Origin of the sequence: Brachybacterium sp. FME24, assembly GCF_014897705.1 — a bacterium.
Taxonomy (GTDB): Bacteria; Actinomycetota; Actinomycetes; order Actinomycetales; family Dermabacteraceae; genus Brachybacterium.
Genome location: NZ_JABUXV010000008.1, coordinates 105,305 through 122,424, shown reverse-complemented (window position 1 = coordinate 122,424; position 17,120 = coordinate 105,305). Strand labels below are relative to the sequence as shown.

15 protein-coding genes are annotated in these 17,120 nt (G+C 71.2%); 7 read left to right on the top strand and 8 right to left on the bottom strand.

Annotation, left to right across the window (positions count from 1 at the left end; translation table 11 throughout):
* Positions 1–12 precede the first annotated feature (12 nt).
* Positions 13–708: an MtrAB system response regulator MtrA gene (mtrA, locus tag INT51_RS10775; RefSeq protein ID WP_304502160.1), complete on the bottom strand. Its 696-nt coding sequence runs from the start codon at positions 706–708 to the stop codon at positions 13–15.
* Positions 709–895: 187 nt separating this feature from the next.
* Here mtrA and INT51_RS10770 point away from each other — a divergent pair, with 187 nt between their 5' ends.
* The 5 genes from INT51_RS10770 to INT51_RS10750 are packed head-to-tail and all read left to right on the top strand — an operon-like array spanning position 896 to position 6,314.
* Entirely contained in the window at positions 896–2,032 is a 1,137-nt protein-coding gene (locus INT51_RS10770) for a glycerophosphodiester phosphodiesterase (protein ID WP_193105301.1), read from the top strand.
* Positions 2,029–2,721, top strand: a complete 693-nt coding sequence (locus INT51_RS10765) for a DUF4129 domain-containing protein (protein ID WP_193105300.1) — start codon at positions 2,029–2,031, stop codon at positions 2,719–2,721. The genes INT51_RS10770 and INT51_RS10765 overlap by 4 nt, the downstream gene beginning before the upstream one ends.
* Positions 2,718–3,938 carry a DUF4350 domain-containing protein gene (locus tag INT51_RS10760; protein ID WP_304502159.1) on the top strand — a complete coding sequence of 407 codons (1,221 nt, stop codon included), beginning with the start codon at positions 2,718–2,720 and terminating at the stop codon, positions 3,936–3,938. The genes INT51_RS10765 and INT51_RS10760 overlap by 4 nt, the downstream gene beginning before the upstream one ends.
* Positions 3,935–5,005 (top strand): MoxR family ATPase, encoded by a 1,071-nt coding sequence (locus tag INT51_RS10755; RefSeq protein WP_193105299.1) that lies wholly within the window; start codon positions 3,935–3,937, stop codon positions 5,003–5,005. Before INT51_RS10760 ends, INT51_RS10755 begins: the two co-directional genes overlap by 4 nt.
* Positions 5,006–5,015: 10 nt before the next feature.
* Positions 5,016–6,314: a DUF58 domain-containing protein gene (locus INT51_RS10750; protein ID WP_193105298.1), complete on the top strand. Its 1,299-nt coding sequence runs from the start codon at positions 5,016–5,018 to the stop codon at positions 6,312–6,314.
* Between the two features lie 11 nt (positions 6,315–6,325).
* Here INT51_RS10750 and INT51_RS10745 read toward each other — a convergent pair whose 3' ends face one another.
* Positions 6,326–6,925: a bifunctional 2-polyprenyl-6-hydroxyphenol methylase/3-demethylubiquinol 3-O-methyltransferase UbiG gene (locus INT51_RS10745; protein WP_193105297.1), complete on the bottom strand. Its 600-nt coding sequence runs from the start codon at positions 6,923–6,925 to the stop codon at positions 6,326–6,328.
* A gap of 16 nt (positions 6,926–6,941) precedes the next feature.
* On the bottom strand, positions 6,942–7,937 hold the full coding sequence (locus tag INT51_RS10740; RefSeq protein ID WP_193105296.1) for a stage II sporulation protein M: 996 nt from the start codon (positions 7,935–7,937) through the stop codon (positions 6,942–6,944).
* Positions 7,938–8,054: 117 nt separating this feature from the next.
* Here INT51_RS10740 and INT51_RS10735 point away from each other — a divergent pair, with 117 nt between their 5' ends.
* Positions 8,055–8,906, top strand: a complete 852-nt coding sequence (locus INT51_RS10735) for an RDD family protein (RefSeq protein ID WP_193105295.1) — start codon at positions 8,055–8,057, stop codon at positions 8,904–8,906.
* 67 nt (positions 8,907–8,973) lie between these two features.
* On the opposite strand, the gene INT51_RS10730 is transcribed toward INT51_RS10735, so the two are convergent.
* On the bottom strand, positions 8,974–10,689 hold the full coding sequence (locus tag INT51_RS10730) for a phosphomannomutase/phosphoglucomutase (RefSeq protein ID WP_193105294.1): 1,716 nt from the start codon (positions 10,687–10,689) through the stop codon (positions 8,974–8,976).
* Positions 10,682–11,044: a DUF3499 domain-containing protein gene (locus INT51_RS10725; RefSeq protein ID WP_193105293.1), complete on the bottom strand. Its 363-nt coding sequence runs from the start codon at positions 11,042–11,044 to the stop codon at positions 10,682–10,684. The genes INT51_RS10730 and INT51_RS10725 overlap by 8 nt, the downstream gene beginning before the upstream one ends.
* 88 nt (positions 11,045–11,132) lie before the next feature.
* On the opposite strand from INT51_RS10725, the gene INT51_RS10720 reads away from it, so the two are divergent.
* Entirely contained in the window at positions 11,133–11,588 is a 456-nt protein-coding gene (locus INT51_RS10720) for a metallopeptidase family protein (protein WP_193105292.1), read from the top strand.
* Positions 11,589–11,637: 49 nt separating this feature from the next.
* Here the strand turns inward: INT51_RS10720 and INT51_RS10715 are convergent, their stop codons facing one another.
* Genes INT51_RS10715 through INT51_RS10705 form a run of 3 tightly spaced genes read right to left on the bottom strand, consistent with a single transcriptional unit; the run spans position 11,638 to position 17,017 of the window.
* A complete protein-coding gene (locus INT51_RS10715; protein WP_226832227.1) occupies positions 11,638–13,287 on the bottom strand; it encodes a DUF5719 family protein in 1,650 nt (549 codons plus the stop codon).
* Positions 13,280–16,705, bottom strand: a complete 3,426-nt coding sequence (locus INT51_RS10710) for a hypothetical protein (RefSeq protein ID WP_193105291.1) — start codon at positions 16,703–16,705, stop codon at positions 13,280–13,282. Before INT51_RS10710 ends, INT51_RS10715 begins: the two co-directional genes overlap by 8 nt.
* Positions 16,706–16,717: 12 nt before the next feature.
* Positions 16,718–17,017, bottom strand: a complete 300-nt coding sequence (locus INT51_RS10705; RefSeq protein WP_304502158.1) for a WhiB family transcriptional regulator — start codon at positions 17,015–17,017, stop codon at positions 16,718–16,720.
* Positions 17,018–17,120: the final 103 nt, after the last annotated feature.

Below are 17,120 nucleotides of genomic sequence, written 5' to 3'. Positions count from 1 at the left end.
ATTCCGACGCACTCAGGGCGCGCCTCCTGCGCGATATCCGACACCCCGAACGGTCACGACGATGCTCGGGTTCTCGGGATCGTGCTCGATCTTGGAGCGCAGACGCTGGACGTGGACGTTGACCAGGCGGGTATCAGCGCTGTGCCGATACCCCCAGACGTCGCGCAGCAGGACATCGCGGGTGAATACCTGCCAGGGCTTGCGGGCGAGCTGGGTGAGCAGGTCGAATTCGAGCGGGGTCAAGGAGATCAGCTCCTCGCCGCGGCGCACTTCATGACCGTCGACGTCGATCATCAGATCACCGATCACCAGCTGCTCCGTCGTGGGCGGATCCACGCGCCGCACGCGCGCCTTGATGCGCGCCACCAGCTCCTCGGGCTCGAAGGGCTTGGTGAGGTAGTCATCGGCCCCGGCCTCGAGGCCCTCGACCACATCGGCGGTATCGGTGCGCGCTGTGAGCATGATGATCGGCACCCCGGACTCGCGTCGCAGGCGACGGCATACTTCGATGCCGTCCATACCGGGCAGCATGAGGTCGAGGAGGACCAGATCGGGTCGAAGCCGCGGGAAGGTCTCCAGTGCGGAGGCACCGTCGGCCGAGGTAGCGACCTCGTAGCCCTTTCCACGCAGAACGATGCCGACCATCTCGGCGATCGCCTGGTCGTCGTCAACCACGAGGATCCGTGAAGGCGTCGTCATGGAGGTCATTGTGCCACCGGGCGGCACCTGGTCCGTGCATACGCCCCGGCAGGGGGTGTCCGGAAGATGCGAGGTCATCGACGTTCGTCGGATCGGTGAACGTGCCCCGGGTCCGTAGGTTGTCCTGCAGGACGTCGAATCTCTCGGCGCCCCGCCGCCGCCACGGCAGCGACGGGGACGAGCAGCAGGAGGACCGATGAGCACGAGTTGGACCGCACCGGGATCGACCGAGGGCACCGATCAGCCCGCGCCCGACGCGTCCGGGGACTTCTCGGGCCCTGCGCCGACCGGACCGAACGGCTCTGCGTCCCCGCACAGCGGTCCCCATCGGGAGCTGGTCCAGGACCTCCCCCTGTTCCCGCTGCGCCCCCTCAGCTTCGGCGAGGTGTTCGGGGCGGCCGTGCGCATCTACCGGCTGCGCGCGAAGACGGTGCTGAGTCTGGCCGCAGCCGTCTACGGCGTCGCCTTCGTGATCCTGACCGTCACCACCGGCGCAGGGATGATCCCTCTGTTCGGCGATATGCAGGCGATGATCGACGATCCCACCGCGGCGTCGACCAGCAGTTTCGGTGCCTCCGATGCGCTGCTCACGATCGGGTCCTCCGCGATCACCGGGGTCGTCACGATGCTCGCGGCCTCCCTGGTCACCGTGGCCCTGACCTATGTCGCGATCGGCGAGGCGACCGGACGCAGCGTGAGCGGCCCCCAGATGTGGGAGCAGACGCGACGCCTGGCACTGCCCGCGATCGCCGTGAGCTTCCTGCTCGGCCTGCTCAGCCTGGTCGTGCTCGCTGTCCCCGCGGTGCTGGGCGCCCTGCCGCTCATCCTCGTCCAAGAGCCGAACGTGTTCACGATCGGTGCGATCCTCGTCGGCCTGGTGGTGGGCATGCTCGCCGCGTTCTGGATCTGGGCCCGCACTCTGCTGTCGATCCCCGCCCTGGTCGTCGAGGGCACGGGGGTCCTCGGATCGATCCGGCGCTCCTTCCGCATGACCCGCGGCCGCAAGCTGTGGCGCGTGCTGGGAGTGGGCCTGGTGCTCTTCCTCGCCTACATCGGGGGCACCCAGGTGATCACCGGAGTGTTCGGCACCGTCGCCTTCATCGCGTACCTCGTGATCCTGCTGGCAAGCTCCATGCAGGCGCTGGTGCTGGGAATGACCGTGCTGACCATCCTCTCGATGGTCGGCAGTTACCTCGCGACCGTGATGCTCTCCCCCTTCCTCTCCGCCGGCTTCGCAGCCCTCTACGCGGACAACCGCATGCGCCATGAGGCCTGGGACATCGAGCTCACGCGTCAGGCCCGGGAGAACTGGACCACGGACGGCGTGCGATGATCCTGGCCGGCCCCCCGCCCTTGGACCCCGACGAGGCGCGCTCGCGCACGCTCGACGAACTGTCCAAGGCCGAGTACGACGACTCCCCCGGCTTCATTCAGTGGCTGCTCGGGGTGATCGAGAGGTGGCTGGCCGATCTCGTCGACGGCATCGACGGCTCCTCGGCGGCGCAGGCCGGGATCGCTGTGCTGCTGCTCCTCGTGCTGCTGGTCGTAGCGGTCCTGGTGCTGCGCCGCACCGGTCTGATCCGACGCAGCCACACCCTCGCCGTCGCCACCGAGCTCGATGCCGAACCCGTCCTGACCGCCGCCGAACTGCGAGCATCGGCCCGCAGCGCCATCACCGCGGGCCAGCTCGACGACGGCACCGTGCTGGCCCTTCGCGCCCTGGTACGGGACCTCGAGGTCCGCACCCTGCTGGACGTCACCGCCGGAATGACCGCGCACGAAGCCGCAGGCCGGGCCGCCCGGTCCTACCCGGACCTGCGCGGACGCCTGCTGCGCGGAGCCGATGCTTTCGACACCGCCGCCTACTCCCATCGCGAGCCCTCCCCCAAGCAGGCCGACGACCTGCTGCGCCTGGCCGAATACATCTCCGAGTCGGCACCCGATCTCTCCGACACCGACGCCGCAGAGTCCTCCGATCCGCTGGGTGACCACGACCGTTCCCGGACAGGAGCAGGTGCGTGAACGTCGTTGCCTCGCCTCGCATCGCCCCGGCGCCTGCCGCCGCCGGTCCCACCCCCGGGGGACCGCCCGCGACTGCGGACTCCCGGGCCGAGCGCCGTCGCCCCTGGTTGACCGTCCTGGTCACGCTCGCCGTGATCGCCGCCGTGCTCGCCGCCGTCGCCCGCGGGTTCTACCGCGACGGCCCGCTGGAACCTGATGCCCCCACCGGGCAGGGCTCCAAGGCCGTCGTGCAGGTGCTCGAGGACCTCGATGTCGACGTCGACGTGAACCGTCACACGGCCGACGCCGCCGATGCGGTGCGCTCGGGACGCACGGTGCTGGTCACCGCGCCGAGTGGGCTGTCGGCCGAGCAGCTCACGGCCCTCGCCGAGGCACAGGTCGACGGCGGAGGCAAGCTCGTGCTGGTCCAGCCGGACTTCGTCACTCTCTCCTATTTCACGCCTGAGATCAGTCCCACCGGCTCGGTCCGCACCGCGACCGATGTGGAGGCGGGTCCGGACTGCAGTGCCCTCGCTCACGAGGCCCGCAGGGTGCACGTGCCCGGCGCGGACGGGCTCCACGGCGCCTCCACCCTCTATCGCACGGAGGGCAGCGCCCAAGGGTGCTTCGCCGCTGGGGAGGGAGCCCTGGTGGCGCAGGTGGAGGGAATCCTCGTGCTGGGCAGTGCGGACCTCGTGACCAATGACGGGATCTCGGAGGCCGACAACTCCGCCCTGGTGCTCAATGCTCTCAGCGAGTCCGGCGAGCTGACCTGGTACGTCCCCTCCAAGGGTGATCCCATGGGCGCCTCAGGTCAGACGCTGCTGGCCTATCTGCCCCGGTGGGCGGGCCCTCTCGCGCTCTGGATCCTCACCGTCGCGGCGATCTCCCTGGTGGCGATCGGCCGCCGCTTCGGCCCCGTGGTCGTCGAACCGCTGCCGGTCACGGTACGGCCGCAGGAGATCGTGCTCGGCCGGGCCCGCCTGCTGCAGCAGTCCAGTTCACGCGACGCGGCCGCGACCGCCCTGCGCTCCGCTGCCGCCACCCGCCTCGCGGACCGCCTCGGGCTTCGCCACGAGTCCTCGCTCGACGGTCTCCTGGCGACGCTCGCTCCCCACGTCGACCGTTCAGCCGAACAGCTGCGCGAACTGCTCGGCCCCACCCCCGTCACCAGCGACCAGGACCTCGTGCGACTCGCCCAGGACCTCGACCGACTCGAGAAGGAGATCGACCGATGACCGACACCACCCCGGGTGCCGCCCCGACCCCCCGACCTGCCACCGCGCTGGCCCCTGAGCGGGCCGCAGCGCAGGAGGTCGGCTCGACGGGTCCCCCGGCTCCGGCGCCCGACGTCGACCAGGACACCCGCACCCAGCTGCAGAGTCTCTCCGCCGAGATCCATAAAGGGGTCGTCGGCCAGGACGCAGCCGTGACGAGCCTGGTCGTCGCGCTCCTCTGCCGCGGTCACGTGCTGCTCGAGGGCGTTCCCGGCGTCGCCAAGACCCTCCTGGTGCGGTCGCTGGCCGCCGCGATCGATGTGCGGATGCGACGCGTGCAGTTCACGCCCGACATGATGCCCGGCGATATCACCGGTTCCCTCATCTACGACAACACCACCAGCGACCTCGTGTTCCGCGAGGGCCCGGTGTTCACGAACCTGCTGCTGGCCGACGAGATCAACCGCACGCCGCCCAAGACGCAGTCCGCCCTCCTCGAGGCCATGGAGGAGCGGCAGGTCACGGTCGATGGGGCGAGCCGCCCCCTGCCCGATCCCTTCCTCGTCATCGCAACCCAGAACCCCATCGAGTTCGACGGCACGTACACCCTGCCGGAGGCGCAGTTGGACCGCTTCCTGCTCAAGGCAGTCATGCCGCTGCCGGACCGCGAGGTCGAGATCGATGTGCTGCGTCGCCATGCGGACGGTTTCGACACCACGGATCTCGCCGCGATGGGCCTGGGCCCCGTGGTCGATGTGCCCTCCCTCCACCGCGCGCAGCAGGACGTCGCCCGAGTCGTCGCCGAGGACCCCGTCGTGCAGTACATCGTCGACGTCTGCCGAGCCACCCGTCGCTCCCCCAGCCTGTCCCTCGGGGTCTCTCCCCGCGGCGCGATCGCTCTGCTGCGCACCTCCCGTGCGTGGGCGTACCTCACCGGGCGCGACTTCATCACGCCTGACGACGTGAAGACGATGGCCCCGGCCACCCTGTCGCACCGCGTGCGGCTGACCACCGAGTCCGAGCTCGAGGGGACCCAGGTCGAGTCCGTGCTCGCCGCGACCCTCGCCTCCGTGCCGGTACCCCGCTGAGGCCCGCTGCATGAGGATCTCGTTGACCCCGCGCGCGGCCCTGGCCGCGCTGCTCGCCCTGCCCGTGATCGTGCTGTGGCCGATCTGGTGGGTGCTGCTGTCGCTGCTGCTGGTGTGGGCCGCAGTGGTCCTCATCGACGCGTTCGCAGCCCCGGACCCCGCGGCGATCCGAGTGCGCCGGGAGGCCCCGATACAGGTGCGGCTGGGCAACGAGGTCGCTGGGCGACTGCTGCTGATCAATCCCACCGGCCGCACCGCGCACCTCGAGGTGCGCGACGCCTGGAACCCGACCGCGGGCCTCCTGCGGCAGCGCAGCGAGCTGCGGGTCCCGGCTCTCGAACGTCGCGCGATCGCGCAGTCCTTCACGCCGACCCGTCGCGGCGAGCATTCCTCGCGCACCCTGCTGATCGCCTCCCGCGGCCCGCTGGGACTCGCCCGGCGCACCGCACGGGCCGATGCCCCCGGCCGGCTGCTGGCACTGCATCCCTTCGGATCCCGCCGTCATCTGCCCTCGCGCGTGCAACGGCTGCGGGAGATCGAGGGCCTCGCCGCGGTCCATCAGCGCGGCCAGGGCACCGAGTTCGATTCCTTGCGGGACTTCGTCGACGGCGACGACGTGCGCTCGATCGATTGGCGTGCCACGGCGCGTCGGCGCAGTGTCGTGGTGCGCACCTGGCGTCCGGAGCGGGACCGGCACGTGCTGATCGTGGTGGACACCTCTCGCACCTCGGCGAGCAGGCTCGGGGACTCGACCCGCCTGGACTCCGCCTTCGACGCGTCCCTGCTGCTGACCGCGCTCGCCGGTCAGGCCGGGGACCGCGTCGACCTTCTGTGCATCGACCGCATCACGCATGTCTCGGTGCTCGGGTCGACCCGGACGAAGGTCCTGAACGACATGGTGACCGCCACCGCCGCGGTGCATCCGGCCCTGGTGGAGACCGATTGGGAGCTCGCCGCGACCGCCATCGCCGCTCGCGCCCGCCGTGGTGCGCTCGTGGTGCTGGTGACCCCCGTGGAAGGGTCCGTGGTCCACACCGGTCTGCTCCCGGTCGCGGCCCGGCTCGCCAAGAACCATCCACTGGTGGTGGCCTCCATCGCCGACCCGTCGCTCGAGACGTTCGCCGCTGGTCGCGGTGATCTGGAGACGGTCTACCGGGCAGCGGCCGCCGAGCAGGCGCGCGCCGAGCGCGCCGGGGTCTCGCGAGCGCTGGAGCGCGTGGGCGCGCACGTCGTCGACGCTCCGCCGGATCGCGCCCCGCAGTCCCTCGCCGATGCCTATCTCGCGCTGAAGGCTGCCGGCCGGCTCTGAAGGGTGCTTGGTCAGAGTCGGCGCGCGATCACCTGGTAGGTGTGCCAGTGCTTGGGCCCGCGGAACGACGTGCCGTCCCGCTCGACCTCCGTCTGGCTGATCACCTCGAGGCCCACGAGCAGCGCATCGGTGTCGGCGCGCGTCAGGAACGTGCCATCCGTCCCGGCCCAGTCGTCGCGGTCGCCGAAGAGGTCGACGGCAAGGATGCCGCCCGGTCGCAGTGCGCGCCGGATGATGCGCCACAGGTCGTCGAAGGCCTCCTGGCGGACGAACGGCAACGACATGCAGGCCAGGATCAGATCCGCGTCGGGAAGCGAGGAGATCTCGGCGAGGTCGGTCGTGGTGTGGTGCACGGGGAGCTTCGCGGACAGATCGCCCATCGCCGCCGCGACGCTCGGGTCCACGTCGAAGGAGTGGACCGTGTACCCGTTCTCCGCGAGGAATCGACTCTCGACGCCGACCCCGCTGCCCAGGTCGATCGCCGGGTGCACTGATCTCTCCGGTCGGGACCCCGCCTCCTGCACGGCACGACGGGCGAGTGGTCTGACCGCCCTGCCCCTCTGAGCGCCGTTGTACGCCGCGAAGTCGCGTTCAAAGCTGCTGTGCTGCATCCGTGAAGGGTACGGCTCACCCGGCGGTGGCGACGGCGTCTCCCACCAGATCCTCGGAGAGGTCGCCGGTGATCCCCTGCCGGTGGACCTGGCGCCCGCGCCCGAGCATGAACACCAGGAAGGCGAGCCACGCCAGAGCGCCGATGCCGATGCGCACGGCGGGCGGCAGTGAGCTCGGGGTCACGAACGCCTCGAGGAATCCGGAGACCAGCAGTACCGGCACCAGGCCGATCGCAACCGTGACCAGAGAGCGGGCGGCGCGGGACAGCGCCCACAGTCGCGGGAGGGGTCCTGGGCGCACCCAGGCCCAGAAGGTGCGCAGTCCGGCGCCGGCGCCGACCAGGACGGAGGTGATCTCGAGCAGGCCGTGCGGCAGGAGGAACACGAAGAAGGTGTCCAGACCCCCGTAGGCGCTCATCACTCCACCGGACAGACCGATGTTGAGGCCGTTCTGCAGCAGCATGATCACCGGCCAGAAGCCGGTCACGCCGAAGACGACCGCCTGCACCGTGATCCAGGCATTGTTCGTCCATACCTGTGCCGCGAAGCCCGAGGCCTCGCCCTGGAAGTAGTACGTGACGAAGTCACGCTGGGCCAGGGAGCGCTGGGCGGCCTCCGGGACCACGAGCCCCCGCGCGACAGGGTCCATGCCGAAGTACACGCCGGACACGATCGCCGAGAGCAGGAAGATCGCGCTCGCGAGCGCGACGGCCCAGCGCGCCTCGTACAGCGCCGCCGGGAGGTCCTCCCACACGAAGGTGCGCGCATGCTTCCACAGGGGGATGCGTGCTCCGGTGATCCGCAGCCGCGCACGGTGGACCAGCAGCGACAACCGCGCCGTGAGCGCCGGATCCGGGTTCGTGGACCGTACGGTGGACAGATGCGTGGCGGTCTCCTGATAGAGCGAGAGCAGCTCCTCGACATCGGCAGCGTCCAGAGTCCTGGCGCGGGTCAGCACCCCGAGTCGCTCCCACTGCGATCGGTGCACGGCGATGAATGCGTCGGTGTCCACAGCCTCAGGGTAGAGTCCCTGCCCCCTCCGCGACGGCCGACGAAAGTCGGAGGGGATGGGGCCGGAAGCCGACGCTCGGCGCTGAGGGACGGCGTCGTCTGCTGTCAGGATGGGGCCATGGCAATGATGGGCTCCGCAGCACCGGTCTCGGCACGCACCGACCGCGAGGCGCTGATCACCGGGGACGCCGTGCTGCTGGACCTGCGCACGGCCTCCTTCGCCTCCCGCATGCTCGCCGCCGCGATCGACGGTGTTCTGCAGCTCGGCATCCTGGTCGGCGGCAGCGTTGCGGTGGCTTTCGTCGCCGAGCGCGCGGATCTCGATGCCGGACTGATCGCCGCCGCGATCGTCACGATGTCGGTGACCGCCTATGTCGGCTATCCGGTGCTGTGCGAGCTGCTGCTGCGCGGTCGCTCCGTGGGGCGCCTGGTGATGGGAACCCGGGTGGTGCGCGACGACGGCGGGCCGGTGCATGTGCGCCAGAGCATCATCCGTGCGGTGATGGCGATGCTGGAGATCTGGTCCACGGCCGGGTCCCTCGCCCTGACCTGCTCGGTGATCGACCGCCGGTCGCGCCGCGTGGGTGATCTGCTGGCCGGGACCATGGTGATCCAGGAACGCATGACTGCGGCGGAGCCTGATCGGGTCGAGGTGCCCGCCTCGCTGAGCGACTGGGCTGCGGCCGCCGACGTCGGTCGGCTCCCGGTGACCCTCATGCAGGACATTCGATCCTTCCTGCCCCGTGCCACCACGATCAACCCCGAGTCGCGCCGTCAGCTGTCCAGGGACCTGCTGCGGCGCACCCTCCCCCACATCGCGCCCGCCCCGCCCCCCGGGACGGACCCCGAGGAGTTCCTCGCCGCGGTGGTGGCGGAGAGATCCAGTCGGGACGAGGTGCGGCTGCGGCGGAGCCAGGAACGACAGCGGGAGCTGTCCGCCGAGATCCGCACCGTGCCGTTCACCGTCTGACCGAGAGATCCGGACGCACCCGCACCGGTCACCCTGTGCTCAGGGCCGGGCCCACGGGAAGGGTCGCTCAGTCCGTCGGGACCTGGTGGCGACCGGCGATGAGTACCGGGATCCCGCCCTCGACGAGATGGCGGCGGGCGCAGCGCACGCACTGCAGGGCTGCGTCGACATCGCGCAGCTCGCCCCCGCAATCGGGGCACCGCAGCCGAGAACGCACCCAGCTGGGAACATCGGCGCCGCTGGCACCCGCGGGTAGCTCCCCGCCCTCGGCCGGAGTCGCCTCCGGCTCGGCGCTGCTCGTACCTGGCACGCTCGGCTCGGACGCGATCGGCTTCGCGAGGTCCTCATCCTGTGCGATCGCAAGGATCTCGTCCCGGATCCGGGTCATCGTGGTCTCCAGCTCTGCCTCGACGTTCAGCCGCAGCAGCGGCTCGGTGTTCGAGGAGCGCAGGGAGAACCACCAGCGCTCCTCGGGTCGGGAATCCTGGTCCCAGTGCACGACGGTGAGACCGTCCAGATCGTCCGTCTCTGCACCGGGCAGAGTGCCCGCGTGCGCCCTCACGCGCTCCCGCGCGGCGGCCGCATCCTGCACTCGGGAGTTGACCTCCCCGCTCGAGGGGTAGGGGTCGTGCTCTGCGACCAGCGCGGACAGCGGCCCGTCGGTCTCTGCGAGCGCGGCCAGCACGTGCAGGGCGGCGAGCATGCCGGAGTCGGCGAAGAAGAAGTCCCGGAAGTAGTAGTGCGCCGAGTGCTCCCCGCCGAACACGGCGTCCTGCTCGGCCATGATCGCCTTGATCAGCGAATGTCCGACAGGAGATCGCACCACCTCTCCGCCGGCCTCGAGAACCGTCTCGGTGACGTGGCGGGAGGAGACCAGGTTCGCGACCACCACCGGCCGCTCCTCGCCGCCTGCGCGGGCACGTGCCACCTCGCGGCGAGCTATGAGCGCGGTGAGGGCGGAGGGTGGGACCGGGACGCCGTTCTCCTCGAGGACCACGCACCGATCCGCGTCCCCGTCGAAGGCCAGACCGAGGTCGGCGCCCTCGCGCACGACCGCCTCGCGCAGGTCACGCAGGTTGTCTCGGTTCAGCGGGTCGGCGGGATGGTGCGGGAACGTGCCGTCGAGCTCGAAGTGGAGGGGGATGATCTCGAGGTGGTCGAGGGTCTCCAGCACCGCTGGGGCCGTGTGCCCGGCCATCGCGTTGGCCGCGTCGACCACGATCCGCAGCCGACGACGGGCGGGGATCTCCACCAGGTCGTGGAGGGTCCGGGCGTAGTCGGAGAGGGTGTCCAGGGCCTCCGAACGTCCGTCGCCGCGTTCCGGGACCTCGCCGGCGGCGAGGTATGCCTCGGCACCGAGCCGGATCGTCTCGAGCCCGGTGTCGCGGCTGATCGGGCGGGCGCCGGGCAAGCACAGCTTGAGGCCGTTGTCCGCGGCGGGATTGTGGGAGGCGGTGACCATGACGCCGGCCGCACGATGCAGGCCGGAGGCGCAGTACAGCTGATCGGTCGAGGAGAGACCGGCATCGGCGACGATCGCGCCGCGGCGCACGGCGCCCTCGATCACGGCGCGCGAGAGGTCCGGCGAGCTCACGCGCATGTCATGGGCGACGATCAGCTCCGGAGCAGACAGGAAGTCCGCGAACGCGGCGCCGAGAGCGCGGGCCACGTCGATGCTCAACTGCTCACCGGCGATGCCGCGCACGTCGTACGCCTTCACGATCGAGGAGAGATCGGCGAGGGCACCGGAGGATCGGGGCTGCGAGGGGGTCCGCTCAGTCATCCGTGCCTCGGACGACATGCAGATGGCGCTCGGACTGCCCACCCTGGTCGGCGGATCCCCGCGGGTCGCCCGGTGCCGGGGGCGAGGGCTGCTGCGTCGGCGCGGGACGGTGACGCACCGCGTCGGCCAGGGCGACGAGATCGTCGCTCGCCTCCCCGCCGCCGGCCACCCGCAGCAGTTCCCAGCCGCGGGGCGCCGTCATCCGGGTCGCGTGCTCGCGGCAGAGATCGTAGGCGTGTGGTTCACTGCTGCGCGACAAGGGCCCCAGGACCGCCGTCGAGTCTTCGTACACGAAGGTCAGCGAGCTGACGGCCGGTCGCGAGCAGGCGGTTCTGGAGCATTCACGAGCTGGCACGTCCAGCAGTGTACGCAGGTGGCGCACCGGAGCGTCGGCGGCGCGCCCCAGCCGGCTCCGACGTCACGCTGAGCGCTAGGGTGACCCCATGGATGTCGAGCCGCTCCGCCCGGGGACGCCGGGACCGCGACCGGGCGCACGGCGTCGTGATCGTCGCGGCCGTGGACGCCGATGGGACCTGATCCCTCCGCATCTTCCCGGGTACCGCACGCGCAAGGAGCAGTTCGACGACACCGTCGCCGATGCCGGTGCCGCCCTCGCCGAACGCTTCCCGCGTCGCCTCGCCCATCTGCAGGTGCTGGTCGAGGAGGTGCCCCCGTCGGACCCTGCTCCCTGGGATGACGAGAGCGTGCTGCTGGGTCGGGCACTTCCCCCCACCCGGGAGCATCCCGCGCGGGTGATCGTCTACCGCCGGCCCCTCCAGACCCGGTGCGCCGGGGAGCAGGAGCTGGAGACGCTGGTGCGACAGGTGCTGTCCGAACAGATCGGCTCTCTGCTGAACATCGAGCCCGAGGACGTGGATCCGGACGCCTGGAGCGAGTGAGTCGCAGGGAGCAGTCCGGAGGATCCGCCCGGAGCATCAGCCCCGTTGATCAGTCCTGGAGGCGGATCGTCAGGGAATCGCTGGTCAGCTCCGCGGAAAGCACCGGCAGGAACGAGATGAGGGCGCCCCCCTCGCCGTCGCTCTCCCGGTGCATCCATCCGCCGTGCACGGCCCCGGGAACCTCCGGGACCACGGTGAGACCGCTGGGCGGCGCGCCGTCGATCTCCAGGTCCGCCGAGGGGACCGTGAGCGAGACACCCTCGGCGACCTCGACCGGAACCGGTGTCCCGGCAGAGCCGTCAGCGGCGAGCGGGACGACCGTGACGCCGGTGTCCGAGGTGGCGGAGAGAGTCAGATCCCCGGCGGCGCCTTCCGCCGGCAGAGCCAGCACACCGCTGGTGCCGAGAGCGGGAGCGGCAGACACCAGCGTGAAGTCCACCGGGGCGCCGACGGTGTCGCCCGGCAGGTCGGCACCGGAGGCGGAACTGCGGGTCACGGCGAGGACCGGGTCCTGCGCACGGACGGTGATCGAGTAGTTCCCGTCCGGCAGGGACTCCAGCGGCACGGGGACGACGGCTCCGGCCGGCACGTCGATGTTCTCGAGGGAACCGGCGTCGACCGGCCCCTTCGCCCCGGAGATCTCGAGGGACACCGAGGTGTCGGCGCCCTGGGGATTGGCCACCACCACGGTGGGGGCCGTACCCGAGACGCCGACCCCGGGCATCACCTGCTCCGGGGATGCGGAGGGGATCGGCTCCAGGATCTCGGCTCCGCCGGGGGTGAGCCCATTGCGTTCGGTGGTCTGCACATGCATCGACAGCGGCGCGCCGAGCACCGAGGCGCGCACGCCCACGGCCTCGTGCCCATCGGCCACGGATTCCAGCAGGAGCCGCTCCTCGGCACCGGGGGCGACGACGACCTGACTGCGGCCCGCCATCGCAGCCGGGCCGTCCTCGGTCCAGACCTGGACGGAGGCGGTCGCCGGGCGCTCGGTCGGGTTGCGCAGCACCAGCACCGAGCTGTCGCCGGTGGCGGTCGAGACCCCCAGGAAGGAGGCGTCCGTCGTCGGTTCCGCACAGCGGGTCAGTGCCAGTGACCGGAAGTCGCCGCTGGTGGTGGACGTGGACTGCACCGCATCCGCAACGGGTCGTCCACCCTCGGCGGTCGCGGCATGCACCACGGGGGAATCCTCGATTCCCTGGAGGAGCTGCACCCCGGCGCCGAGGTCAGCGGAAGCGCTGGAGTCCTCGAGCGTGCTGCCGTCCGACCCCGTGGTGGTGATGACGGGTGCACGCACGGTGCCATCGTCCTGCTGCAGCGTCTCGGAGCCGCTCACCGTGCCGAACAGCACCGAGGAGTCGGGCTCGAGAGCCACGGTGGACAGATCGACGGATGCCGTGGGCGGGACGATCGAGAGCTCGTCGTCCGCGTTCTCCTCGAGGAGCTTCTCGGGCACCTCCAGCGGGCCCGGGCACGACTGCGAGCTCGCACCGGGCTGGGAGTCCGTCTCGGCGCGCGTGACCGCAGTCGGCTCAGGGGCGGGCGTCATCGCGACAGCGCCGACCGCTGCAGCCAGCGGGATCACGGCTGCCAGAGCCAGCAGCGGGCGCACCGGTCCGCGGCGCGGGTCGCGCGGCACCGTCGCCGTGCCCGGATCCTGCTCGGGCACGGGATGGGTTTCGTGGTCGTGGTCAGCCATACATCTCCTCAGCGACCCGGGTGCGCAGACGCCAGGGGATCGAGATCATCACGGTCAGTGCGACGGTCGCATACAGCGCGATCTGCCAGACCAGCCGAGCGGGCTGCTCGCGATGGACGTCGATCTCGCCGCTCGCGCCGGCGGGGACCGTGAAGCCCTGGGCCCAGCCGTCGATCACGACGGGGTCGAGCTCGGTGCCGTCGAGAGTCGCCCGCCACTGGGTGTCGTGGCGCTCGGAGAGGACGACGGTGCGTTCACCGTCGGCCCCGGGAACGTGACCGGAGGCATCGATGACGTCACTGGCCAGCGCAACCGGTTCGTCCCCTCCGAGGACAACGGCGCGCGGCCCCGCATCGATCACCCGCCACATGCCGCCCCGGGCGCCCTCGGTGACCTTCTCGAGGGTCGAGGAGGTGTCCAGGGTCGCCATCAGGTCCATCTGCTGAGCCGGGTCCCCCTCGACGACGACATAGGCGAGCGCGAGGGAAGCAGTGGCCGCCACGGCGCCGTCATCCGTGCTCGTCTGCGCACCGGAGGACAGCATCCGCGAGACCGCCTCGCGCAGCGCGACGTCCGCCGGGTCCTCGTCGACCGCGGCGCCGGAGCGCACGGTGTCCACGGCGCGGGCATCGGCGATCGAGGCATGCTGGATGACGGAGTCGCCGCCGTGGACGACCAGGCTCGCCCCGATGGAGCCGTCCTCCTGCTGCTCCAGCACGAGCACCCGGGACCGCGCATCGGTGCGTCCCTGGTCCGCCGCGGCCGCCGGGACCTCGCCCCCGGAGACCCGCTCGATGCGCAGCTGCCCTGGGAGCAGCAGGGTCCATCCGGCGACGGTCACGACGCACACCGCGGCCACGAGAGCACCGACCACGCTGGTCGCCGCACGCCGGGCGCGACCATCGCCCTCCTCCCGCCGGGCAAGGGCATCGAAGCTCGCCGCAGCGCCGAAGGACAGGGCCAGCAGGGTCGCGCTGAGCAGCGCGTGCAGTGGGGCGGGAGTCAGTTGGTCCCCGTCGACCGCGAGGGCGGTGCCTCGCGCGAGCAGCGCCGTCATCAGGCTCACGGCGGCCATCAGCACGCTGAATCGACCGGCGCGCCCGGCATTGCCCGCGAGCAGAGGGGCCACGAGCGCGGCGAGCACCACAGGGGCCACCGGGAGCATCGGCAGCAGCAGAGCACCGGTCTGGCCCACGTGGGGAGCGAGCAGGTCGCTCAGCCCGGGCGCGACCGGCCACAGCGAGAGCAGATCGGTCGTGGTGGCGGTGCCTGTCCGCGCCGGCACACCGCTGACGGCCAGCAGGGTCTCGGGATGGGCGACGTAGCTCGGCAGGTACGCGATGTGCAGGGCGAGCGAGGGCAGCAGCACCCACAGAAGACGCAGGCGACGACCCGGGACCGAGAGCGCGATGAGGGCCAGCGCCAGCGCCGTGAGCAGCACGAGCACCGGCTGCACCGCCCCGATGACCAGCAGGACGAGCCCTGCCGCGGCGGCCGCGGGAACGCTCGCCTGGGACACCTTGTGGGGAAGTCCGATCGCGCGGCCCACGGCGAGGGCGAGCAGTGGCAGCAGGGCGTGGACCAGCAGCAGCGGCCAGGCTCCGATCACCAGGGCCGAGATCAACGACGGGGCCAGCGCCCAGATGGTCGCGAGCGTGAGACGCCCGCCGATGGCGCGGGTGATCGCCCCGGCCGCCCACCAGGCGGTCAGTGCGCTCGCGGGCACGACGGCGAACAGGATGATCTCGACGAGGCTCGACCCACCGCTGGGGACATGCCCCAGCAGACGCACCAGGGGATCTCCCGGTCCGCGCTCCCCCAGCCCGTCCGGGATCCACGTCGACCAGGCGGATCCCCACAGGGCGGCCCAGCTCTCGGGGAGCGCGCGCAGCCCGATCCCGGTGAGGTCACCGCGGCCGAACAGACCACGCAGGGCGAACAGGCCCAGCACGGTCGAGGCCAGGCCCACCACGACCGTCCACATCACATGGCGGCCGTAGTCGGCGTCATCGACACCATGGTGAGTGCCGGCGATACCCCAGGTGGTGCGGCGGATACGACGATTGCGATCGTCATCGGCGAACAGCCGGATCCAGGTGTCCTCGAGCCATCGACGAGCGCCCTCCCCCCGCGGGAGGTAGAGCGGGGCCAGGCGCCCGCTGGGCACCCGGGCTCGGCGGCGGCCGGTACGGCCGCGCGATAGCACCCTGCGCACATGGGGCAGAGCAGCGAGCCACGCGCGGAACTCCATCGCGGCGCGGCGCGGCTGGGAGGCGGCCACGGCGCCGATCATCCGCACCAGTGTGGTCAACGGCAGCAGCAGGAGCATCGCGACGGCCATGAGCAGGGACCGGTGCTTGAGCAGGACGAGGATCTGGCCGGTGCGCTGCTCCTGGAGGCGCTCCAGGCGGGGCCGGGTGGGATGCGGGAACAGCGTTCGCGCGGTCGATTGCACGGCGACCCGCTCTCCGGATCGCCACACCCTGCGGCACAGGTCGATCTCCGCCCACGGGGCGGGGAGATCGGGATCCAGACCACCCACCTCGCGCAGGGTCTGCTCGCGGATCAGCATCCCCGGCAGGGGCACGGCCAGGACATCCTGGCGCCAGTCGGCCTGGCCCTGATCGATCTCGCCGGGGTCGACGCCGGTGATGATGCGGCCGCCGTGGGTGAGGGTGAGACCGACGTCGACCAGCACGTCGGCGTTCTCCGCAGTCGCCGCGGCTCCCGGTGCCTGCTCGACGAGCTCGTCATCGACGCTCTCGTCAGCACCGGGTGGTGGGTCGAGGGGGCGAACCCGCTTCGCTCCGACGGCGCCGGTGTTGGGAGAGCCCGCGGCGAGCTCGAGCTGGCGTTCCAGAGCGGTGATCCCGGGCGGGGACCCCTCGATGAGGAACCACAGCCAGCTCTCCTCCTGAGCGCCCGGCGCGAGGCCGACGCGACGGCCGGAGCGGTAGCGCTCCTGGCGCAGCCGCAGCGGCACCTGGGCGAGATCCTCCGCCTGCTGGGTGCGCCGGCGCTCGACCGCGACGCTGTCGACGTCCCGGGCCCGGCGCCCGCTCGGAGCGGAGCGGTCCTCGTGCCTGTGGGGAGCGGGCTCCGCTGCCTGCTCGGAGGAGCGCGATGCCTCGTCCCCGGTCTCGCCGATGGTCGATCGATCCAGCAGCTCGAGCGCATCGTGCACCGCCCCGGCACGACCGACAGCGGCCGATGTCGTCACGACGTCGTCAAGGACCTCCTCGATGATCTGCTGGTCCAGGAGGACCCGGACGTCGTCGTCGAGGCCCGACTGCGCGACCACCACGACGCGGTCTGCGGGGCGGGTCTGCTCGAGCAGACCTGCGAAGGTCTCCCGATGGGATCGTTCGGTCGTCGCCCCGCTCAGCAGGACGACAGCAGTGACATGAGGTTCGCTCACCGAGGCAGGATGTCAGACCACCCGGCGCTTGAGCTTGCGACGCTCGCGCTCGGACAGCCCGCCCCAGATACCGAATCGTTCATCGTTCTCGAGGGCGTACTCGAGGCATTCGGCGCGCACCTCGCAGGAGACGCACACCTTCTTCGCCTCCCGGGTGGATCCACCCTTCTCCGGGAAGAACGCCTCAGGGTCGGTCTGCGCGCACAGGGCTCGCTCCTGCCATGACATCTCCGCATCGTCAGAATCCTGCCCGTCGAAATCGAGCAAGGTCAGCTCTGCACGTGCGTCATCCTTGACGTGTTCGTCGTCCATCGCCACCTCTCCTTCCACTGCTGAGTGCCCACCGAAGGCCTGTTCCGGCCTAAAATACACCCGTGTAGTTAGGGGCCGTCAAGCGGGCCCGGCGCGTCGGACC

Bases quoted from the DNA above. Each gene is read 5' to 3' on its own strand.
- mtrA (WP_304502160.1), bottom strand. From the start codon at position 708: ATGACCTCCATGACGACGCCTTCACGGATCCTCGTGGTTGACGACGAC.
- INT51_RS10770 (WP_193105301.1), top strand. From the start codon at position 896: ATGAGCACGAGTTGGACCGCACCGGGATCGACCGAGGGCACCGATCAG.
- INT51_RS10765 (WP_193105300.1), top strand. From the start codon at position 2,029: ATGATCCTGGCCGGCCCCCCGCCCTTGGACCCCGACGAGGCGCGCTCG.
- INT51_RS10755 (WP_193105299.1), top strand. From the start codon at position 3,935: ATGACCGACACCACCCCGGGTGCCGCCCCGACCCCCCGACCTGCCACC.
- INT51_RS10750 (WP_193105298.1), top strand. From the start codon at position 5,016: ATGAGGATCTCGTTGACCCCGCGCGCGGCCCTGGCCGCGCTGCTCGCC.
- INT51_RS10745 (WP_193105297.1), bottom strand. From the start codon at position 6,925: ATGCAGCACAGCAGCTTTGAACGCGACTTCGCGGCGTACAACGGCGCT.
- INT51_RS10735 (WP_193105295.1), top strand. From the start codon at position 8,055: ATGGCAATGATGGGCTCCGCAGCACCGGTCTCGGCACGCACCGACCGC.
- INT51_RS10730 (WP_193105294.1), bottom strand. From the start codon at position 10,689: ATGACTGAGCGGACCCCCTCGCAGCCCCGATCCTCCGGTGCCCTCGCC.
- INT51_RS10720 (WP_193105292.1), top strand. From the start codon at position 11,133: ATGGATGTCGAGCCGCTCCGCCCGGGGACGCCGGGACCGCGACCGGGC.
- INT51_RS10715 (WP_226832227.1), bottom strand. From the start codon at position 13,287: ATGGCTGACCACGACCACGAAACCCATCCCGTGCCCGAGCAGGATCCG.
- INT51_RS10705 (WP_304502158.1), bottom strand. From the start codon at position 17,017: ATGGACGACGAACACGTCAAGGATGACGCACGTGCAGAGCTGACCTTG.